The sequence below is a fragment of the Psychroflexus sp. S27 genome (assembly GCF_002810405.1).
GTDB classification, from domain to species: Bacteria; Bacteroidota; Bacteroidia; order Flavobacteriales; family Flavobacteriaceae; genus Psychroflexus; species Psychroflexus halocasei_A.
This window is the reverse complement of sequence record NZ_NEXQ01000019.1, coordinates 104,732-126,749: the sequence shown is the minus strand read 5'-3', so window position 1 is coordinate 126,749 and position 22,018 is coordinate 104,732. Positions and strand designations below refer to the sequence as shown.

Here is a 22,018-nt window from a genome sequence, read left to right as displayed (position 1 = left end):
AATGAAAAAATCTGGGTTAAGCATATTTGAAAGATTGATTTACATCATCAACATTCTCTTCGCAATTTTGCTCATATGTGTTTATGTTTTACCATTTATTCCACCAAAATTTTCATCAACACTTTCTATTCTCAATTTAGGACTTCCTCCCTTAATCATTATCAATTTAATCTTTATTATTTTTTGGCTCGTTAAGCTGAAAAAGCAAATGATTCTTTCAATTATTGCTATTCTTTGTGGCTTTCTTTACTTCGATTCTATTTATAAATTTGGATCAAACACCTTAATGGATGAAGAAGGAAGTTTAGACATTATGAGTTATAATGTCCGCTTATTTGATAAATATAACTGGACGGGTGAGAAGGAGATCACTTCAAAAATTAAAAAATTTATTGAATTAAAAAATCCTGATATTGTCACTTTTCAAGATTACTATATCAGTGATACGACAAAATTAGAAGGTTACGAATACAATTATATTGTTCCTTCTAAGAAGAAAGGGAAACATGGACTTGCTATTTTTAGTAAAAAAGAAATCATCAATCGGAAAAATCTAAGATTCGAAAACACAAGTAATAACGGCATTTATGTTGATATTCTTCATGGCAAAGATACTATCAGGCTTTTTGGGATTCATCTTGAATCTTTAAAAATTGATCCTGATGTACGCGAATTACAAAGTGAGAATCAAAAGAAATTGATTTCAAGAATTGGAAAATCATTTGTTAAACAGCAATCTCAAGCTGAAATAATAGCTAATGAAATTGCTAATTCTCCGCATCCTGTTGTTGTTTCTGCAGATCTTAACAACTCGCCGGTATCATATGTGTCAAAATCAATTATGAGCGACAGGCTTCAGGATAACTTTAGTAAAGCTGGCAATGGCTTTGGACGCACTTTTGTTTTTGATTTTATCCCGATTCGTATCGATGTTATTTTCTCCGATTTACAATTTAAAGTGATTGACTTCCACACTTACGATGTCAAATATTCTGACCACTACCCGATTCAATCAAAGATCAAATTGAAAGATTAAAATATTTATTGTGCTGCTGCAACTTCAGATAAATAGCTTTGGGCTGAAGGTCCTAGATTAAAAAGTAAATCTAAAATAGTGAGGTTTTCGATGTAGCCGTATTTATCCTGAAAGACTTGATTGTATTTTTTAAGTTCATAAAAAGCCTCTCTTTTTGAAACTGCAAAACGTCTCTCATCAATGATTTGATCATTATCGTCATAAGACTTCATAAAATCATCAGTCAGTTTAAAATCGATTGGTAAACCTAAAGCATCAAGAACAGTTTCTGTACATTGGACATTAAAATCATAAAGATAATCTGCTGTTTTTTCATATAAACCTATAAAATCATCTTCATAAAATTCGAAAAAAGGCGAGGTTCTATAAGCTGTTTCTATTGATCGCCAGTGTAATTGCTGCCATTTAAAATCGTTTTCAATTTTGACATCTTTATAATGCTGACGCTTATGCACACCTTTACGATGCTTTATCGGAATATTAAGCAATAAGCTTCCATTTGCACCATAAATGTATTGACGTGTTCTATAAGTCTGCTTTTGATAATTATCCAGTTTCTCTAAAATAATTTCGTCTTCTTCATGTAAAGACACATATTGATCAATTGGTCCAAAATAACTTGGATGAAAAATTTTACGAGTCATAATCAGTCTTATTTAGATTTTCGACGTTTAGAAAAATAACGGAAACCAAACCAGAGAACTAGTACAATTAAGAAATACTGAAAGTAAGAAACGCGTTCTCCTTCACCAGCAACAGTTGTAAAAAGTCTTTCCCAACGAATACGTTCGATTAAACCACTTGAATGATTATCTAAACTCATCCAAATAAAAACTGGTTTACCTACCACGTGATTCATCGGTACGTAACCCCAGTAACGGCTATCTTCACTGTGATGGCGATTATCACCCAACATAAAGTAATAATCTTGTTTAAAAGTATAAGAATCAATTGGGCGACCGTTCATCAGAACCTGGTCATCATTAAGACTTAAGTTTTGCTGAACATTCATCTCAGAACCTTCATAAACTTCGATAATTCTTCTGTAAAGTGAAAATGATTCTTTGTTTAAAGCAACTGTTTTCCCTTTTTCAGGAATATAAATCGGTCCAAAATTATCACGATTCCAATCAACTTTCTGGTTGTTAGGAAATATAGAATTAGATTTTTCACCTTGAGGCTTTATGTAAGGTTTTGTCCATTCTACATTTGGATGGCTCTTTAATTTCTTGAGATTTTTTTCAGTAATTGCAGGAATCATATACTGTCTCTTCTCTTTATCATACCAAGCCAAACCATCCGTGATTCCGTAGATTTCAATTAAGCTACGCATGTTGAATCCTTGACCTTTACCTTGTACGATATAAGACAACTGAGGTTCAGCTCTTTCAGGAAATTCAAGTGGCTGACTGTTAATCATGACTTGTGCATCAACAATTGAAAGCGAATCTCCAGGAACACCAACTGCACGCTTAACGTAATTTGATTTTTTATCAATAGGTTTATAATAATGCTTCCCTGATCTGTCACCAAACATCCTGATTGTATCAACAGGCCAGTTAAAAACGACAATATCATTACGCTCAATATCTTGAAAACCTGGCATTCTCATTTCTGGCAATTGGAGATCTGACCAATATGATTTAACGCCAGTTCCCGGAATCGAATCATGCACCATTGGCAAAGCAATTGGCGTTTGTGGCACACGCGCTCCATAATGGAATTTACTAACGAAAAGAAAATCGCCAACTAGTAAACTTTTTTCTAATGAAGAAGTCGGTATCGTAAAAGGTTGCATCACATAAGTATGCACTAAAGTGGCAGCAACAATCGCAAAAAGCAAAGCACTAACTGTTTCTCCAGCCTTCGTTTTTGCTTTGATGCTTCTGTTTCCAATAAATTTATCAGTGGTTAAATAGTTGATGTAATAATTATAAAAACCTAAAGTCACAATTGATAAAATTGTATCAACAGTTGAGTTTTTACCAAAACTCCTCGCTGTTTCCACCCAAATAACTGGGAACATAATCAAATTAATTACAGGAATAAATAACAAGAAAACCCACCACCAAGGTCGGTTAATCATACGCATCAAAACGATGGCATTGTAAACCGGAATTGCAGCTTCCCAAGCTTGGCGACCTGCTCTTTTATAAAGCTTCCATGTTCCTAAAAAGTGAATAACTTGAACAGCAAGAATAAATATAAGGAGTTGTGTAAATGTCATGATAAATTATTTTATTAAATCGTCTAAAACTTGAGCCATTTGATAAACTCCTGGTTTTTGTTTGCTTAACCATTCCGCAGCCATCACAGCGCCAAGTGCAAAACCTTGGCGAGATTTTGCCGAATGCTTGATACTCAATTGGTCTATTTCTGAAGAAAAAGTTACACAATGATCGCCAAAAACTTCTCCTTCTCGGTAAGCTTTAATCGGTATATTATTTTGAGAATGATCTGGCGGACAAGCCCAAGATTCATAAGATGTTTCTTTGATAACTTGTTCTGCTAAACTAATTGCAGTTCCGCTTGGCGCATCTTTTTTATGAATATGATGCGTTTCTTCAAGTTCAGGCTGATAGTTTTCAACTGAACTCATCAACTTTGAAAAATATGCATTGAGCTTAAAAAACAAGTTAACACCAACACTAAAATTGGATGCATACAGGAAATGTCCTGATTTTTCTTTACAGAGTTCAACGACTTTATCATAGTCATCAAGCCAACCTGTCGTTCCTGAAATCACAGGAACTTGTACTGAAATAGCCAAACTGATATTTTCAAAAGCAGCACTGGGTTCACTAAAGTCAATAGCAATATCAGCTTTCTTTAATTCTTCTTGATTAGGTTTTATATTGGTTTTCAAAACTATTGAATGGCCGCGTTTTTCAGCGATTTTCTCAATATTTTGTCCCATTTTTCCGTAGCCTAAAATTGCTATATTCATCTTAGTCTAATTTTATGTTCAAGCTTAAACCATAATCAGGTTTTCCGCTTAAATAGTTTGGTTCAAACTTGGTTTGAATACTCAAATCCCGTGTGATACTAAATTGATTGAGATGCGCATCAACATTGGCATCAACAATATTTAAAATATAAAAACCTATGATAAAAAGAAGTGAATATTCTCTGTTTTTTCTGAATTGTTTTTGAGCATCAATTAAGTTTTGCTTGGTTAACAGACCATTGAACTCATCATCCTCAAAACCAGCAAGCCTTCTTTTATAAGCATCTCGGTATCTGTTGTATTCTTTATCATTATGAATGTAGAAATACGCGCTCGTCCCAATTGCGCCGTAAACGATAGGAACTTTCCAATAACTTCCATTATAAACTTGACCTAAACCAGGAATAACTGCTGAATAGAAAGCTGCTTTTGCTGGTGCTAGTGCATCAAAAGGATCGGCACGAAAAGACTTTTCTTCAACCTTTAATGTTTCTTCAGTTTTGTTGATTTTTAAATCGCTTTCTTTCTCTTGAGCGTAAGAAAGACTGCCAAAAAGCAAAATGAGATATAAAAATCTACGCATCTTTTGAATCTTGTAAAAGTTTTGAAATACGATTAAAATCTTCTTCTGATGAAAAAGGTAAGATAATTTTACCGTTTCCTTTTTTACTCAACTTCACCTCTACTTTAGCACCAAAATGCTCAGATATTGACTTGACAACTTTTTGCTTTTGCTCATCGATTTTAGGCTGACGTGTTTTTTGTTTTGGTCCTTCATTTAAGGATTTAACCAACTTTTCTGTTTCTCGAACTGAAAGTTTGTTTTTTAATATTTGCTCATAAATGTCAATCTGTTTTTCAACATCTTGAATATTAATTAATGCACGACCATGTCCCATACTCAGAAAACCGTCTCGCATGCCTGTTTGAACAATTGGATCTAATTTTAAAAGTCGTAAATAGTTCGCGATTGTCGATCTATTTTTACCGATGCGTTCACTGAGTTGCTCTTGCGTTAAATCAATTTCGTCAATTAATCTTTGGTACGACAAAGCAATCTCAATCGGATCTAAATCTTGTCTTTGTATATTTTCGACCAGAGCCATCTCTAACGACTCTTGATCATTTGCAATACGGATGTAAGCCGGAATTGTTTCTAAACCAACTATCTTAGAAGCTCTAAAACGACGCTCACCCGAAACAAGCTGGTATTGATTTCGGTTTACTTTACGCACCGTAATCGGTTGTATAACACCAAGCTCTTTGATTGATGTTGCTAAATCATCAAGTGCGCTTTCGTTAAAACTTGTTCTTGGCTGAAAAGGATTAACTTCAATACTGCTTAACTCAAGTTCAACAATATTACCAACAACTTTATCGGCATTTTTATCTTCAGCTGAATTTATTTCGTTATCGGGATCATTCAATAATGCTGAGAGACCGCGTCCTAATGCTTTTTTCTTTGTCTTAGCCATAATTACTATTTTCTTCTTCTAAGCATTGATTATTTCTTCTGCTAAACTTAAATAATTATTTGCACCTTTACTGGCTGCATCATATTTAATAATACTTTCACCATAACTTGGCGCTTCACTTAATCGCACATTTCGCTGAATAATCGTCTTGAAAACCATATCGCTAAAGTGTTTTTTCACTTCTTCAACAACTTGATTTGATAAGCGCAAACGTGAATCGTACATGGTTAAGAGCAAACCTTCAATCAATAAATCTTTATGGTGAACTTTCTGTACACTTTTAATTGTATTTAAAAGTTTACCCAAACCTTCCAAAGCAAAATACTCGCATTGAATCGGAATAATTACGCTATCAGCAGCAGCTAAAGCATTTAAAGTTAATAAACCTAATGATGGTGCACAATCGATTAAAATATAATCGTAATTTTCTTTAGCGCCAGCGATAGCTTGCTTCAACATCAATTCACGATTATCTTGATCAACAAGCTCTAATTCAATCGCAACCAAGTCAATATGAGCTGGTACAATATCTAAATTAGGTGAATCCGTTTTAATAATGGCGTTTTCTAATTTCTCAGTATGTTCAAGAATTTGATAGGTACCGATCTCAACAGATTCGATATCGATTCCGAGGCCAGATGATGCATTCGCTTGCGGGTCAGCATCAATTAACAAAACTTTCTTTTCGAGTACACCCAAAGAAGCCGCTAAGTTAACAGCTGTCGTTGTCTTGCCAACACCTCCTTTTTGATTTGCAATTGCAATTATTTTTCCCATCTACGTAACTGTCGATTTTAAGTTTGTAAAAATACAATTAATTCAAGCATATAAAAACCAAAGTTATTAACAGCTTTTTGAAAAGAAAATTGTCTCTAAAACTTATATTAAACTTTAAAACAGAATGCATTCAACAAGATTAAAAATTTACCAAATTAATAGAATTTCATCCTTTAAAATAGAAATGCAACTATATTTGCTAAAAAACTAAATTGAACATTAAATTATCCTTCTTTTTTATAATATTTAGCATTTTTCAAATTGCTTATTCTCAAGAAAAGTTTGAAATCTCAGGGCAAATATTTTCTGACAAAAACGAAGCAATCCCTGGTGCGAATATCACAATTGGTGATACAGGAACCACATCAGATTTTGAAGGTCATTTTAAAATAAAAATTCCAGAAGGTGAATACATTTTAAAAGTCAGTTTTCTCGGTTTTAAAACTTATACACAAAACATAAGGATTGATCAAAATAAAAATTTCAAAATTCAGTTATCTGAAACTGAAGAAGTCTTGGAAGAAGTTGTCATCACTCAAGATGTTGAAGCGCTAAATACAAAAACTGCACAGATGAGTGTTAACACTCTGAAAGCTGAAAGTATCAAAAAAATACCTGCTGTTTTTGGTGAAGTTGATGTCATTCGTTCATTATTACAATTACCTGGCGTTTCTAATGGTGGCGAAGGCACATCTGGCTTTAATGTGCGTGGTGGTAACAACGATCAAAATTTAATTCTGGTTGATGATGTTGTTCTTTTTAACGCCTCTCACCTTTTTGGTTTTTTCTCAGTTTTTAATGCAAATTCAATTGATTATCTCAAATTATATAAAGCTGGTATTCCTGCCAACTTTGGTGGTCGCGTATCATCAGTTTTGGATATCAAACAAAAAAAAGGTTCTCAAAAAGACTTTAAAGGTTCAGCGAGTATTGGTGTTATTTCAAGTCAACTTTTGCTTGAAGGCCCTATCAGAAAAGACAAGTCTTCATTCTTATTTGCAGGTCGAGGAACTTATGCACATTTATTTTTAAAACTAACCGACAATAAAAACTCAGCTTATTTTTATGACTTAAACGGTAAATATTCAACTGAATTAAGCCCAAATAACAAACTGAATTTTTCTGTTTATCATGGCAATGATTATGTAACAATTAATGAAAGTTTCTCAAACACTTACGGCAGCACATTTGCTAACTTGAATTGGAACCATCGTTTCAACCCTGACATCTCAGCAGATATTAATTTTTCATATTCTCTCTATGGATATTTACTAGATTTAGATTTAGTTGGGTTTGAATTTAAAAATGATATCAGTAATCTCAACTTAAATGCAAAATTCAATCATCGAATCTCTAATGATTTTAAACTGAATTATGGCGTCAGTTCAATCAAATACAACATTAATCCTGGTGAAATTAAACCAACAAGAGCAGATTCAGGAATTAACCCTAATAAAATTGCTGATAAAAATGCTTACGAGCACGCTGTCTTTTTGAGTGCTGAACATCAACTGTTGGAAAATTTAAAAGCTGAATATGGCGTAAGATTGAATGCTTTTTGGCGAATGGGTGAAAAAGAATTTAAGCGTTACACAAACGACAACCCAATTCTTTATGATGCTGAAAAAGGCATTTATGAAAAAGCAAAACCTTCTGAAGTTGTTGACATCTCAAAAAACCACATTCAAAAAGAATTTTACAACTTAGAACCTCGCGCCTCTTTAGCTTATAGCTTTAACGATGATACTTCAATAAAAGCAAGCTTTAATCGTCTAACGCAAAACTTGCATTTACTTTCAAACACCTCATCTCCAACGCCTTTTGATGTTTGGACGCCAAGTGGAACTTACGTCAAACCTCAAAAACTGAATCAGTATTCTTTTGGGTATTTTAAAAATTTTGAAAACAGAAAATATAGTTTAGAATCTGAAGTTTTCTTCAAAACTGTCAAGAACAGAATTGATTATGTTGATGGTGCTAACCTTATTGCCAATGATGCCATTGAGCAAGTCATTTTAAACGGCGAAAGTCGTGCTTATGGCTTGGAGTTTCTTCTAAGAAAAAACAAAGGGCAATTAACAGGTTGGATTTCTTACACACTCTCAAAATCTGAGCAAAGAACGCCAGGCAGAAATCCTGGTGAAAGTGGTATTAATAATGGTGAGTGGTATTTATCAAATTACGACAAAACTCATGATATTTCTGTAGTTGCAAGTTATGAACTGAACAAAAAATGGACATTCAACTCAAGTTTTAATTTACAAACTGGTCGCCCTGTGAGCTTTCCTGTTGGACAATTTGAATATCAAGATTTAAATATTCCTGTCTATGAAGGCCGAAATCTAAACAGATTGCCTGCTTATCATCGTTTAGACATTTCTGCAAAATTAACACCTGAAAAAGATCTTTCAAAGAATTGGACGTCTTCATGGACCTTTGGTATTTACAATTTATATAATCGTAAAAATGCTGCTTCTTTAAATTTCGAACAAAACGAAACCACAGGTTTAAATGAAGCCAACAGGTTTTCAATATTCGGTATCGTCCCGTCTGTGAGCTATCAAATCAATTTTTAAAATGACAAATACAATTTCTAAATATATCGGTTTAATATTTATCAGTTTATTTATTACAAGCTGTATTGATACTGTTGATGTTGATCTTGCAACTGCAAAACCTCGCCTTGTCATTGATGCTGCCATTAAATGGCAAAAAGGAACTGGCGGAAGTGAACAAAAAATAAAAATTTCAAGAACGCGAGGTTTTTACGAAAACACTCCAACCCCTGTTACTGATGCATTGGTTAAAATTACCGATGAAAATAACCAGGTTTTTACATTTATAGACGCTAATGCTGATGGTGTTTACATCACAAATAATTTTCAACCTCAACTAGAAAATGAATATACTCTTTCAGTAAATGTTGATAACAGAAGCTTCAAAGCGACAGAAAAACTGAAGTCAGTTTCATCTATTGATTCCATCCGACAAATTAATGATGGTGGTTTCACTGGAGAAGATATTGAAGTGAAAGTTTATTATAAAGATCCTGCCAATATTGAAAATTTTTATTTGTACACTTTTGATGTTGAGTATTTAGCTTATCCTACTTTTTCTATTTTTGATGATGAGTTTAACGATGGAAACACAATTTTTGCTTATTACACAGAAGAAGATCTTGAGATTGGCGATACACTTAAAATAAGAGCTCACGGAATTTCTGATACATATTATAACTATTTGGAAGTTCTGCTTGACCAAGCCGGTGCTGCTGGTGGTCCTTTTCAAACACAGCCAGCAACTGTTAGAGGAAATATTGTTGATCAAGACAATCCTGAAGACTATATTTTTGGCTATTTTAGCCTTTCAGAAACCGATCATCTGGATTACGAAATTAAATGAGCGATTTTATAAAAATTACCGAGCAAGATTCCCTTTACAATGACATTGAAAAAATGTCGACAACAGAGATGTTAACCAACATTAATAATGAAGATCAAAAAGTAGCTTTAGCCGTTCAGAGGCAAATTCCAATGATTTCGAAATTTATTGATGTGATTAGTGAAAAACTGTCAAAAGGTGGTCGTTTATTTTATATCGGCGCTGGCACAAGCGGAAGATTAGGCATTTTAGACGCCAGTGAATGTCCGCCAACTTTTGGTGTTGATTCTAATATGGTCATCGGACTTATTGCTGGTGGTGATGAGGCAATCCGTATAGCTGTTGAAAATGCAGAAGATGATAAAAAACAAGCCATTAAAGATCTTGAAGATTATAAAATTGATCAGCTCGATGTTGTCATCGGCATCGCTGCATCAGGCACAACGCCCTATGTCATCGGCGGTTTAGAAGATTGCCAAAATAAAGAAATTGTAACAGCTTGCATCACTTGTAACAAAAATTCACCGGTAAGTCAATTTTCAGATTTTCCTATTGAAGTAATCGTAGGACCTGAATTTATTACAGGAAGTTCACGTATGAAAGCAGGTACAGCTCAGAAAATGGTTTTAAATATGATCAGCACTTCTGTGATGATCAAACTCGGTCGTGTGAAAGACAATAAAATGGTTGATATGCAACTTTCCAACCAAAAATTGATTGAACGCGGGTCAAAAATGATTTCAGAAGCCTTAAATTTGAACTTATCAACATCAGAAGAATTACTCAGAAAACACGGCAGTGTTCGAAAAGCAATTGACAATGAAACACACTAATAAAGACAAACTGTTTAAAGGCATAAAATTTTTAGCAGGCGCTTTACCCCTATTTTTTTTAGGCCCAACAATTATGTACAGTGCTTTTAGCAATCAAGACAAACCACTTTATTGGCCTGTCTTAATTTTTTCATTTCTTGTTTGTGCTGGCGCTATGTTTTTGATGTTTAGAGGTATTAAAACAATTATGTCATCTATGTTTGATGATTAATTTTCTGACGAGGAACCCTTAAAAGAAGTAGTATTCCTGCAATAAAGAAAATTGCTAAGTAGATAATTGAATATCTTAAACTGCTTGTCAATTGCGCAGAAACACCATAAAAAATCATTCCGATCACAATGCCGACCTTTTCAGAAACATCGTAAAAACTAAAATAAGAAGTTGTATCAACTGCATTATCTGGTAAAAACTTGGAATAAGTTGATCGTGATAAAGACTGAATTCCTCCCATTACTAAACCTACAAAAAACGCAGCGACGTAAAACTCAACTGGCGTTTCCATAAAAAAGGCATAGATGCAAATCCCAACCCAAATGATATTTAAAGCGATTAAAACTTTAATATTTCCTATTTTTCCTGCTAAACGTGAAGCTAAAAATGCACCTAAAATCGCCACTAGTTGAATCAATAAAATGCTCACAATCAAACCTTGCGTCGCTTCTCCTTCAGCCCAATCAATTTCTTCAACACCAAAATATGTTGCGATTAACATGATTGTTTGCACAGCCATACTGTAAACAAAATAAGCAACCAAATAACGCTCAAGAGCAACGGATTCTCTTACTTTTTTAAAAATTAATTTTAACTCCTTAAAACCGTGAAAAAATAAACGAGAAGTCATTTTTCCTTTTGCTTCAGGTTTTGGCAAATGATAGAATGTATATTGACTGAAGGTTATCCACCAAACTCCTGTTAAAACAAAAGACAATCTTGTCGGCATATCTTCAGATTCAAAACCAAAAAACTCATAGCCTAAAATCATACTCAAACAGACAAGAAGCAAAATCACACTTCCGATGTAGCCTAAAGAAAAGCCTTTTGCACTGACTTTATCTTGTTGATTTTTAAAAGCAATATCTGGCAAATATGAGTTGTAAAAAACAATACTTCCCCAAAACCCAATTAAGCCTAAAAGGTAACACAACAGACCAAACCAAAGATTTTCTAAATCAAACCAATATAAACCTATACAAGCTGCTGCGCCAACATAGCAGAATAGCTTCATGAAAAACTTTTTACTACCACTGTAATCAGCAATTCCACTTAAAAGAGGACTTAAAACTGAAATAATTAAAAACGCAAAAGCCGTGATATAGCCAATCAGAGCATTATTGTTAAAAGAATAACCAAGAAATTCAACTTGATCATTAATAATATCACCATCACTATTTTTAACCAAAGTTAAAGCGCCATAAAAAATCGGAAAAATAGCTGACGAAATGACAAGGCTATAAACAGAATTAGCCCAGTCGTAAAACGCCCAGGCATTCAATAATTTGGGATGACCTTTTTGTAACAAAATATTATTTAAAAGATGTTACACCATACTGCCTAGCAGTCTGCTTTGCTTCCTCTGCCCATTTAGTCAAATTGTTAATTCTTGTTTCATTTGAAGGGTGAGTGCTCAAAAATTCTGGTTGCCCACCACCTCCACTTGCTTCAGACATGCGTATCCATAAATTAGGTGCTTCAGCGGGATCGTAACCAGCCATCGCCATGAGTGTTAAACCAATTTTATCAGCTTCAGTTTCATGTTTACGGCTAAATGGTAACATCACTAAAACTTGACTTCCCATTCCGTAAGCAACATTAAAAATTTCTTGTTTCTCAGCATCTTCACCACTAAGCGCGGCTGCACCAACAGCACCAACAGTTTCTTGCAAAGTTCCTGCGCTCATACGTTGTTGACCGTGATTAGCCAATGCATGGGCAACCTCGTGTCCCATAATTGTTGCAATACCAGTTTCAGATTCTGCGACAGGCAATATTCCTGAGTAAAATGCAACTTTTCCACCCGGCATTGCCCATGCATTAATTTGTTCGCTTTCGATAAGATTATACTCCCACTGGTAGTTGTCTGTGTAATTTTTATAACCATTTGCATCAAGCCATTTTTCAGCTGCAATCGTTATTTTACGGCCAACTTCTTTAATCATTTTAGATTCTTTTGTTCCATTAACGACTTTATTTTCTTTTAATACTTGATTGTATTGTTGAAATGCCATCGGCAAGATTTCATTATTTGGGACAAGTGCTAAAGTTTTTTTACCTGTAAATGGATTCTCGGCACAATTTGTGAACAATAGAGCGAGAATAGAGACAATGATTAATTTTTTCATGGTTGTTGTTTATGTTTAAGTCAAATTTAGATATTTTTTAAAAATAGAAACAAATGATAAGCCTTAACTTTATGCTAAAAATGAAATATATACTTTTAATGTTATTGACTATCGGACTTTATTCTTGTGATTCCAAAGCACAAAATGATAGTAATAAATCAGAAGCTTCAGAGTTTGAAATTACAAAATCAGAAGCTGAATGGAAAAAAGAACTAACTCCCGCAGAATATCAGGTTTTAAGAAAGTCTGCAACTGAGCCTAGAAACTCAAGTCCACTCAATCAAATTGATGAGTCAGGAACTTTTGTTTGTGCAGCTTGTAAGAATCCTATTTACAACGCAAAGTATAAATATGACAGCGGTTCAGGCTGGCCGAGTTTTGACAGACCTTTTGAAGGCAATATTAAATTAAAAACTGATCGGAAGCTGGGCTACCAAAGACAAGAAGTGATTTGTGCAAAATGCGGAAGTCACCTTGGGCACGTTTTTAATGATGGTCCAAAAGAAACAACAGGAAAACGCCATTGTATCAATGGAGTTGCAATGAAATTTATAACTGATCAAGAAAAATCTAAATAATGGAAGAAAAAAATTGGAAAGAAAAACTAACGAAAGAGGAGTATCGCGTTTTAAGAGAACAAGGCACTGAACCGCCTTTTTCTGGAAAATATAATACACACTTTGATGATGGAAAGTATCATTGTAAAGCATGCGATGCTGTTTTATTTGATAGCAATTCAAAATTTGAAAGCAATTGTGGTTGGCCAAGTTTTGACAGTTCAGTTGATGGCGCTATCGAATACAAAAAAGATACATCACTAGGAATGATGAGAATCGAAATTTTATGTAGTAATTGCGGTGGACATATCGGTCATATTTTTGATGATGGCCCAACCTCAACTGGTAAACGTTATTGTGTTAACTCTGTCTGTTTAAATTTTAAAAATCAATAATTATGAAAAAAATACTTATACTTTTTACTATTGCCTTTGCGTTTATTGCATGTGAAGGAGATCGTGGACCAGTTGGTCCTCCAGGACCTCCAGGAAGCGGTGGTGATTCTGAAATTGGTCATGTTTATGACATTGAAGTGAATTTTAATCCTCAAAACAATTATAGCGCTGTTTCAGAGTTTCCATTATCTGTGGAGGTTTTCGAAACAGATGTTGTCTTAGTTTATTTATTAGAAAGCCAAATCAGCGACCCTACTGGTCCTGTTGATGTATGGTCACCATTGCCACAAACTTTTTATTTAGACTTTGGTGATCAAGTTTCTTACAACTTTAATCATACTTTTTTTGATGTCAACATTTTTCTTGATGGTAATGTTAATTTAAATGCCTTAGGTCCTGAATTTACAAATAATCAAATTTTTAGAGTTGTCATCCTACCAGCAACTGAAGCTAATAGTTTGAGGACTGACACTTATCAAAACTTAAAAGAAGATATGGTGCAGCAAGATAAATCTCTTGAAGAACACCAATTAGACCTTTAATTATAATAGAAGTTTTTTGTTTTTTGAAGATGAACTCATCCTTAAAAAATTCATCTTTTAAAACTTATTACGTAACTTCGTGCACAAATTTTAGATTTTAAAAATTGACAATATGAGTAAATACGATCTGATTGTTTTAGGAAGTGGTCCTGGAGGATATGTAACAGCGATTCGCGCTTCCCAACTGGGGTTAAAAACCGCAGTCATAGAAAAAGAAAACCTTGGCGGTGTGTGTTTAAATTGGGGATGTATTCCAACAAAAGCACTTCTGAAAAGCGCTCAAGTATTTGAATATTTGAATCATGCTAGCGACTACGGTCTAAAAGTTGAAAAAGCTGATAAAGATTTTGGTGCTGTCGTGAAAAGAAGCCGTGATGTTGCATCAGGAATGAGCAAAGGTGTTCAATTTTTAATGAAGAAAAATAAAATTGATGTTATTGACGGTTACGGAAAAGTCAAAAAAGGCAAAAAAGTAGAAGTCACCGATTCTAAAGATAAAAAGAAAACTTACGAGGCAGATCATATTGTTATTGCAACTGGAGCTAAATCTAGAGAATTACCAAACTTACCTCAAGATGGTAAAAAAGTAATTGGTTATCGTGAAGCGATGACACTTGAGAAACAACCTGAATCTATGATTGTTGTAGGCTCTGGCGCAATTGGTAGCGAGTTTGCTAGCTTCTATAATGATATGGGAACAAAAGTGACAATTGTTGAGTTTCAGCCGAATTTAGTTCCTGTAGAAGATGAAGATGTTTCAAAGCAATTCCAGAAAATCTATAAGAAAAAAGGCATCAAAGTGATGACGAATTCTTCTGTTGAAAAACTAGATACTTCTGGTAAAAAAGTTAAAGCAACTGTTAAAACGAAAAAAGGCGAAGAAGTTCTTGAAGCTGACATCGTTTTATCTGCAGTTGGTATCAAAACAAATATCGAAAATATCGGTCTTGAAGATGTTGGTATCAAAACAGAGAAAGACAAAGTTGTTGTTAACGATTACTACCAAACAAATGTCCCTGGCTACTACGCAATTGGTGATATTACACACGGTCCTGCCCTAGCTCACGTTGCTTCTGCTGAAGGTATCCTTTGTGTTGAAAAAATTGCTGGTCAAAAAGTTGAACCAATTGATTATGGTAATATTCCTGGTTGTACTTATGCAAGCCCAGAAATTGCAAGTGTTGGTATGACAGAGAAGCAAGCTAAAGAAGCTGGTTATGAATTAAAAATTGGTAAATTTCCATTCTCGGCATCTGGTAAAGCTAGTGCTGCTGGAACAAAAGATGGTTTTGTCAAAGTTATATTTGATGCAAAATATGGCGAATGGTTAGGCTGCCATATGATTGGCGCTGGTGTAACAGACATGATTGCTGAAGCTGTTTTGGGTCGTAAACTTGAAACAACTGGGCACGAAGTTCTGAAAACAATTCACCCACACCCTACAATGAGTGAAGCAGTCATGGAAGCTGTTGCAGCTGCTTATGATGAAGTTATTCATATTTAATAAATTTTTTTTATATATTTTTGAAAGCTCCTGCCAAAACAGGAGCTTTTTTATTTATGCAACACATCGAAAGTTTACAAAATCAGAAAATCAAAACACTTGTTCAACTTCAGAAAAAAAGTAAAACGAGGCAAGAATTAAATACCTTTATTATTGAAGGCAAAAGAGAGGTTGAACTCGCAAGAAATGCAAATTACTATTTCAAACAAGTCTTTATATGCGAAAACATTTTTGATCAAAAAATTGATTTTCCTAGTACTGAAGTATTTAACATTTCAGAAAAAATCTATCAAAAAATTGCCTACAGAGGTTCAACAGAAGGCATTATCGCAGTTGTTGAGCCTAAAGCACATCAACTTGATCAGTTAAAATTCGAACATCAAAACCCTTTGATTTTAGTCGCTGAGGCTCCTGAAAAACCTGGCAATATCGGCGCACTTTTACGTACTGCAGATGCAGCTAATTGTGATGCTGTGATCATTGCAAACCCAACAACAGATTTATATAATCCAAATATCATTCGTTCAAGTGTTGGCACTTTGTTTACAAATCAAATTGCTGTTGGGCAGACTTCTGAGATCATTGAGTTTTTAAATAAAAATGAAATCTCAATTTATGCGGCAACACTTCAGAATTCTAATTCATATTTAGAAACTGATTATAATAAAGCAACTGCCTTTGTCGTTGGTACTGAAGCAGAGGGTTTATCACAAGAGTGGCGTGATAAATCAACTCAAAATGTCATTATTCCTATGCAAGGACAAATTGACTCAATGAATGTTTCTGTTTCTGCTGCTATCCTAATTTTCGAAGCAGTGAGACAGCGACAAATCAAATAAATTTTATATTTTTAAGGTCTAACGCATCCTTCTATGAAAAATGTTTTTTTAGGTATATTATTTTTATGCCTTCATCAGATGGCTATGAGTCAAACTGAGAGTGAAGTCCCTCAGAATTACTTTCATAAACCACTTGATATTCCCATCTTATTGTCTGGCACGTTTGGCGAATTACGGTCAAATCACTTTCATTCTGGGATGGATATAAAAACACAAGGCAGGACTGAACTTCCTGTTGAAGCTTCAGCAGAAGGCTATATCAGCCGAATCAAAATTCAAAGATACGGCTACGGGAAAGCGATATACATCACGCATCCGAATGGTTATCAAACGGTTTATGCGCACCTCAATCACTTTTCTCCAGATATCGAAGCTTACGTGAAACAAGCGCAATACAAAAAAGAATCATACACAATCGAGCTGTTTCCCGCTGAAGATAAGATAAAAGTTAATCAAGGTGAACTCATCGCTTATAGCGGAAATTCAGGTTCTAGTGGTGGCCCGCATTTACATTTTGAAATTAGAGACTCCAATTCAAGACCGATGAATCCTTTTTTGTTTGGTTTTAAAGACATACAAGACACGAAAGCACCGATGATAAGAGGACTTTACGCCTACCCTCTCACCAAAGAATCCATTGTAGACGGGAAACGAAGTCGTAAAAAAATTAAACTTTCCAAAATAGGAAAAGACACTTATAAAGCCGAAGCTATTGATGCTTTTGGCGAAATTGGGTTTGGCTTTGATGCTTATGATCAATTTGATTTAGCTTATAATAAAAATGGCTTATATTCAGCTGAAGCCTTTGAAAATGGTAAAAAGATTTTTGAAACAAAATTTGATAGATTTTCATTTGCTGAAACAAGATACATCAACCGAATGATTGATTATGCTTTCTTTAAAGAACATAAAAAAAGAATTCAAAAGTTATTTCTACAGTCTAATTTGAATCTCGATTTAGCTCAAAAAAATGATCACGATGGTATTTTAAGGATGGATCAAGATAGCACAAGCATCACTTACCGAATTGATTTAAAAGATTATATGGGAAACACCAAAACAATTCAAATTCCTGTAGAAACTAAAAGAGCTTCAGAGCTCCCTGAAATTGAAGAAAAGCGAACCCCTTATTTTGCACAATCAAATTATGCATCAGCTTTTGATAACAATCAAATTGATGTTTATATTCCCAAAAATGCACTTTACGAAGATACCTACCTCGATATTCAATTTGGTTTTAATGAAATTAAAGTTCATGAATACACAACACCTCTTCATAAAAGTATGTCGATAGGCTTTGATGTCAGCGAGTTTTCAGAAGAGGATAAATCTAAATTATACATCGCAAAAATTTTCCCATGGGGAAGTTATTATTATTCAAATACCAAAAAGAAGAAAAATCGTTTTGTCACCTACACCAAAGATTTCGGAACCTATGGTTTAAAATTTGATAATGAAAAACCCACGATAAAACCAGTCAATTTCAGAGATGGAAAATGGATGTCGAACTACAGATATTTAAAACTAGAAATTGATGATGCTGAAACTGGCATTGATGCCTTTCATGCAACCGTGAACGGCGAATTCATTTTGATGGAATATGATTACAAAACAAAAATACTCACTCACGATTTTAATGATAATGCTGTGACAGAAACACGTAATAAACTTAAGGTTGTTGTGACTGATAAAGTTGGAAATACACGTATATTTGAAGCAAATTTTAATCGAAAAAAATAAGAAAACCTCTTGAAATCACTTTACCTTAGTTTACTATTTTGTTGTTTTTACAGCTTATTATCTGCTCAAAATGCAGAAATTAAAGGACTCGTTTTTGACGATAATCAACTCATAATACCTTCAGCAAATATTTCTTTTGGCAGTGAAGGCACAAGCACTAATCAAAATGGTTTTTATGAACTTGAAGTTCCAGCCAATCGACAAATCACAATACGAGTCTCACATGTTGGTTTTAAACCCATTCAACTTAAAATTACTTTAGAAGCTGGCGAATCAAGAGAAATCAACTTTGTCTTAAAAACTGATATTGAGCAAATAGGTGAAGTTGTGATTACTCAAGAAGGTCGCTCACGTGTAGAAGGCGTCACTGTTTTAAAACCTGAAACTGTCAGACGTATTCCTGGTGCAAATCCTGGTGTTGAAAATATTTTAAAATCTCTGCCAGGCGTTAATTCCAATAACGAATTAAGTACACAATATGCCGTACGTGGCGGAAATTACGATGAAAATTTAGTTTACGTCAATGGTATTGAAGTTTATAGACCTTTTTTAGTTAGAAGTGGACAACAAGAAGGCTTGAGCTTTGTAAATACTGATTTAGTCAGAAATGTCAATTTTTCGGCTGGTGGTTTTCAAGCAAAATATGGCGATAAACTTTCTTCTGTTCTTGATATTGAATACAGAAGACCAGTTGATTTTGGTGGAAGTTTTGAAGCGAGCTTATTAGGTGGAAGTGCTTCAGTAGAAGGTATTTCTAAAAATAAAAAATTAACAGGAATTCTAGGATTACGGTATCGCGATAACAGTCTGTTCGTAAACGCTAAACAAACTGATGCTGATTTTGAACCTAGATTTGTCGATGCACAAACCTATTTAACTTACCAATTTAACAAAAAGTTTGAATTGAGTTTTTTAGGAAATATTGCCATCAACACTTATGAATATAAACCCTATTCAAAGCAAACAAACTTCGGGACACTTCAAGATCCTAAAGCTTTAATCATAGGTTATCAAGGTGAAGAACAAGATAAGTATGAAACTTATTTCGGTGCTTTATCTGCTTCATATAAAGTCAATGATAATTATTCTGCAAAGCTTACCTCATCAATTTACCACACAAAAGAACAAGAATATTATGACATTATTGCAAATTACAGACTCGGCGCTGTGAATTCAGGTTTCGGCGATAATGATTTTGGTGACGTTGAATTTACAGAAGGCGCAGGCGCACAATACAAACATGCGAGAAACAAACTTGATGCATTAATCGTTAACTTCAATCATGAAGGGAAAATTAAAGTTGATGACCATCTCATTGAATATGGTGCAGCTTACAAGCATGAAGATATCAGAGATCGATTACAAGAATATGAAATGATCGATTCAGCTGGTTTTTTCATCAGACCTTTAGATCCAAACTTTGCAAATGATGAACCTTATAATCCTTACGAGGAAGATATTGTTCCTTATTTCGATATTCGTGCAAAAAACAATACGCAAATCGATCGCATATCAGCTTATGCGCAATGGAGTTACCAAAAAAACTTTGACAAAGCTAAAATGTGGTTCAATGCTGGTGTAAGAAGCCAAGTGTGGTCAGTGAAAGGTGATCAGATCAATAGTAAAACCCAACATATTATCAGCCCAAGAGCTCAGGTAAGTTTAAAACCAAATTGGAAAAAAGATATGGTTTTTAGATTATCTGGCGGTTTGTACCATCAACCTCCTTTTTATCGAGCTTTAAGAGATTCAACTGGGCAAGTTTTACCAGAAGTTAAGGCTCAAGAATCCGTACACATTGTTGCTGGAAATGATTTCAGTTTTAAAATGTGGGACAGACCTTTTAAACTTGTGTCTGAAGCTTATTATAAAAAAATGACGGACGTGAATCCGTACACTGTTGAAAACGTCAGAATCAGATATAGAGCTAGAAACGATGTTGAAGCTTATGCCTACGGATTGGATTTAAGATTGAATGGTGAGTTTGTTCCTGGGACAGAAAGCTGGTTTAGTTTTAGCTATCTTAAAACAGAAGAAAAGCAAAACGGTAAAAGTGAATATATTGCACGGCCGATGGATCAACGTTTAAAGTTTGCTGCTCTTTTTCAGGATTACGTCCCAAATATTCCCAAGCTTAAACTTTATTTGAATTTGGTTTACAACACAGGTTTGCCTGGTGGCTCACCTAAATTCGCTGACCCTTATAATTATCAAACACGTTTGCCTGATTACCAACGTGTAGATGTCGGATTTTTCTTTGCTTTAAAAGAACCAGAAGAGAATTTAAACAAAGCAAAATGGCTGGATGTTTTTGAGAAAGTTGATATTGGTTTTGAAATTTTCAATATGTTTGACAGACTGAACTCCATCACAAACACATTTGTGAGAGATGCAAATTCTAAAAATCAATACGCGGTCCCAAATTACTTGAGCCCGCGTGTCTTTAACGTTAAACTTTCAACGCGTTTTTAGTCTAAAATTTGTTTTAATGTTTTAACAAAATAAGCCACTTCTTCTTTTGTGTTATTAATTGAGAAAGAAACACGAAGGCCGTGCTGATTTTCTCCGTAAATTTCATTTAAAACGAAAGAACCTATCTGACTTCCACTTTGGCAAGCACTTCCTTTTGAGCAAGAAATGCCATGCATATCGAGTTGTAAAATCAACATATCCGATTGGAAATTTGGATGTGGTAAAGTAAAATTGACAACCTTGTGTGAGCTTTTTTCAAAATCACCAGATAAACCATTAATTCTAACTTTCGGAAAAGTTTCTTTCAAAAGATCAATGCAATATGTTTTTAGCATTTTGACATGTGCATGTTCTTTATCCATGTTCTCATAAGCCAAAGTCAGTGCTTTTTCCATCCCGCCAACACCAAAAGTATTTTCGGTACCAGCACGACGTCCTCTTTCTTGGGAACCGCCATAAATTAAGGGTTTAATTTTTGGTTGATTTTTAATCACTGCAAAACCAATTCCTTTAGGTCCATAAAATTTATGGGCACTTGCTGTAATGAAATCAACAGCAACGTCGGTAAAATCAACAGGATAAAAACCTAAACTTTGGACAGTATCGCTATGAAATAGTGCATTGTATTTTTGACATAATTCGCCAACATATTTAATATCTGTAATATGACCTAGTTCATTATTGATATGCATTAAAGACACCAATGTTTTTTCATCAGATTCAGCTAATAGTTGCTCAAGATGTGTATAATCAATTAAACCTTCTTTGGTCAAGCTGACGTAATCAAGTTTAACTCCACTTTTTTCTGAAATAAATTCAGATGAGTTAATCACTGCATGATGTTCAATTTTTGAAGTAATAATTCTTTTAACGCCTAAATCTTTGACAGCGCCAAGGATAATAATGTTATCAGCTTCAGTTCCGCCAGAAGTAAAAATGATTTCACTTGACTTAACACCAAGATGTTTGGCAATTTTCTTTCGGCTCAACTCCATCATCGCTTTAGCTTTTCGGCCAACTGCGTGTGTTGATGAAGGATTACCAAAATTATCTTGCATTAATTCAACCATATGATTAATGACATCTTCACGCATTGGTGTTGTCGCTGCGTTATCAAAATATACTTTCTTCATTTGGATAATAATTTTGTGCAAAAATACTTTAAAATATAGAGAAGAGG

21 protein-coding genes are annotated in these 22,018 nt (G+C 34.3%); 12 read left to right on the top strand and 9 right to left on the bottom strand.

Annotated elements, in window-relative coordinates; all coding sequences use genetic code 11:
• Position 1: 1 nt before the first annotated feature.
• Complete coding sequence (locus CAP47_RS03265; RefSeq protein WP_100775369.1) at positions 2-1,036, top strand: endonuclease/exonuclease/phosphatase family protein; 1,035 nt, start codon at positions 2-4, stop codon at positions 1,034-1,036.
• Positions 1,037-1,041: 5 nt separating this feature from the next.
• Here the strand turns inward: CAP47_RS03265 and CAP47_RS03260 are convergent, their stop codons facing one another.
• Genes CAP47_RS03260 through CAP47_RS03235 form a run of 6 tightly spaced genes read right to left on the bottom strand, consistent with a single transcriptional unit; the run spans position 1,042 to position 6,235 of the window.
• A complete protein-coding gene (locus CAP47_RS03260; RefSeq protein WP_317042677.1) occupies positions 1,042-1,680 on the bottom strand; it encodes a WbqC family protein in 639 nt (212 codons plus the stop codon).
• A gap of 8 nt (positions 1,681-1,688) precedes the next feature.
• Complete coding sequence (gene lepB, locus CAP47_RS03255) at positions 1,689-3,263, bottom strand: signal peptidase I (protein ID WP_100775367.1); 1,575 nt, start codon at positions 3,261-3,263, stop codon at positions 1,689-1,691.
• A 6-nt stretch (positions 3,264-3,269) separates the two neighbouring features.
• Complete coding sequence (gene dapB / locus CAP47_RS03250) at positions 3,270-3,983, bottom strand: 4-hydroxy-tetrahydrodipicolinate reductase (RefSeq protein WP_100775366.1); 714 nt, start codon at positions 3,981-3,983, stop codon at positions 3,270-3,272.
• Position 3,984: 1 nt separating this feature from the next.
• Positions 3,985-4,566: a DUF5683 domain-containing protein gene (locus CAP47_RS03245; protein WP_100775365.1), complete on the bottom strand. Its 582-nt coding sequence runs from the start codon at positions 4,564-4,566 to the stop codon at positions 3,985-3,987.
• Positions 4,559-5,458, bottom strand: coding sequence for a ParB/RepB/Spo0J family partition protein (locus CAP47_RS03240; RefSeq protein ID WP_100775364.1), 900 nt, complete (start codon positions 5,456-5,458; stop codon positions 4,559-4,561). Before CAP47_RS03240 ends, CAP47_RS03245 begins: the two co-directional genes overlap by 8 nt.
• Before the next feature lie 18 nt (positions 5,459-5,476).
• The gene (locus CAP47_RS03235) at positions 5,477-6,235 is read right to left on the bottom strand and encodes a ParA family protein (protein ID WP_100775363.1); all 759 of its coding nucleotides are present in this window, start codon (positions 6,233-6,235) and stop codon (positions 5,477-5,479) included.
• Positions 6,236-6,447: 212 nt separating this feature from the next.
• Between CAP47_RS03235 and CAP47_RS03230 the strand changes: the two genes are divergently transcribed.
• The 4 genes from CAP47_RS03230 to CAP47_RS03215 are packed head-to-tail and all read left to right on the top strand — an operon-like array spanning position 6,448 to position 10,660.
• Positions 6,448-8,811 (top strand): TonB-dependent receptor, encoded by a 2,364-nt coding sequence (locus CAP47_RS03230; protein WP_100775362.1) that lies wholly within the window; start codon positions 6,448-6,450, stop codon positions 8,809-8,811.
• Between the two features lies 1 nt (position 8,812).
• Positions 8,813-9,637, top strand: a complete 825-nt coding sequence (locus CAP47_RS03225) for a DUF4249 domain-containing protein (RefSeq protein WP_100775361.1) — start codon at positions 8,813-8,815, stop codon at positions 9,635-9,637.
• On the top strand, positions 9,634-10,449 hold the full coding sequence (gene murQ / locus CAP47_RS03220) for an N-acetylmuramic acid 6-phosphate etherase (protein WP_100775360.1): 816 nt from the start codon (positions 9,634-9,636) through the stop codon (positions 10,447-10,449). The genes CAP47_RS03225 and murQ overlap by 4 nt, the downstream gene beginning before the upstream one ends.
• A complete protein-coding gene (locus CAP47_RS03215) occupies positions 10,436-10,660 on the top strand; it encodes a DUF6095 family protein (protein ID WP_100775359.1) in 225 nt (74 codons plus the stop codon). The genes murQ and CAP47_RS03215 overlap by 14 nt, the downstream gene beginning before the upstream one ends.
• On the opposite strand, the gene CAP47_RS03210 is transcribed toward CAP47_RS03215, so the two are convergent.
• Both CAP47_RS03210 and CAP47_RS03205 read right to left on the bottom strand, forming a co-directional pair.
• Positions 10,644-11,969 (bottom strand): MFS transporter, encoded by a 1,326-nt coding sequence (locus tag CAP47_RS03210; protein WP_238140940.1) that lies wholly within the window; start codon positions 11,967-11,969, stop codon positions 10,644-10,646. The two genes, CAP47_RS03215 and CAP47_RS03210, sit on opposite strands and share 17 nt — an antisense overlap.
• A gap of 4 nt (positions 11,970-11,973) precedes the next feature.
• Positions 11,974-12,789, bottom strand: a complete 816-nt coding sequence (locus tag CAP47_RS03205; RefSeq protein ID WP_100775357.1) for a M48 family metallopeptidase — start codon at positions 12,787-12,789, stop codon at positions 11,974-11,976.
• 80 nt (positions 12,790-12,869) lie between these two features.
• On the opposite strand from CAP47_RS03205, the gene msrB (CAP47_RS03200) reads away from it, so the two are divergent.
• The 7 genes from msrB (CAP47_RS03200) to CAP47_RS03170 all read left to right on the top strand — a co-directional run bounded on the left by msrB (CAP47_RS03200) (position 12,870) and on the right by CAP47_RS03170 (position 20,838).
• Complete coding sequence (msrB, locus tag CAP47_RS03200; RefSeq protein ID WP_100775510.1) at positions 12,870-13,367, top strand: peptide-methionine (R)-S-oxide reductase MsrB; 498 nt, start codon at positions 12,870-12,872, stop codon at positions 13,365-13,367.
• Positions 13,367-13,741, top strand: coding sequence for a peptide-methionine (R)-S-oxide reductase MsrB (msrB, locus tag CAP47_RS03195; protein ID WP_100775356.1), 375 nt, complete (start codon positions 13,367-13,369; stop codon positions 13,739-13,741). Before msrB (CAP47_RS03200) ends, msrB (CAP47_RS03195) begins: the two co-directional genes overlap by 1 nt.
• A gap of 2 nt (positions 13,742-13,743) precedes the next feature.
• A complete protein-coding gene (locus CAP47_RS03190; RefSeq protein WP_100775355.1) occupies positions 13,744-14,283 on the top strand; it encodes a hypothetical protein in 540 nt (179 codons plus the stop codon).
• A 112-nt stretch (positions 14,284-14,395) separates the two neighbouring features.
• Entirely contained in the window at positions 14,396-15,787 is a 1,392-nt protein-coding gene (lpdA, locus tag CAP47_RS03185; protein WP_100775354.1) for a dihydrolipoyl dehydrogenase, read from the top strand.
• A 56-nt stretch (positions 15,788-15,843) separates the two neighbouring features.
• Positions 15,844-16,626: a TrmH family RNA methyltransferase gene (locus tag CAP47_RS03180; RefSeq protein WP_100775509.1), complete on the top strand. Its 783-nt coding sequence runs from the start codon at positions 15,844-15,846 to the stop codon at positions 16,624-16,626.
• Positions 16,627-16,710: 84 nt separating this feature from the next.
• Positions 16,711-18,366 carry a M23 family metallopeptidase gene (locus tag CAP47_RS03175; RefSeq protein WP_238140939.1) on the top strand — a complete coding sequence of 552 codons (1,656 nt, stop codon included), beginning with the start codon at positions 16,711-16,713 and terminating at the stop codon, positions 18,364-18,366.
• A gap of 9 nt (positions 18,367-18,375) precedes the next feature.
• Positions 18,376-20,838 (top strand): TonB-dependent receptor, encoded by a 2,463-nt coding sequence (locus tag CAP47_RS03170; RefSeq protein ID WP_100775352.1) that lies wholly within the window; start codon positions 18,376-18,378, stop codon positions 20,836-20,838.
• Here the strand turns inward: CAP47_RS03170 and CAP47_RS03165 are convergent.
• Positions 20,835-21,971, bottom strand: coding sequence for a cysteine desulfurase family protein (locus CAP47_RS03165; protein ID WP_100775351.1), 1,137 nt, complete (start codon positions 21,969-21,971; stop codon positions 20,835-20,837). The two genes, CAP47_RS03170 and CAP47_RS03165, sit on opposite strands and share 4 nt — an antisense overlap.
• Between the last annotated feature and the right edge of the window lie 47 nt (positions 21,972-22,018).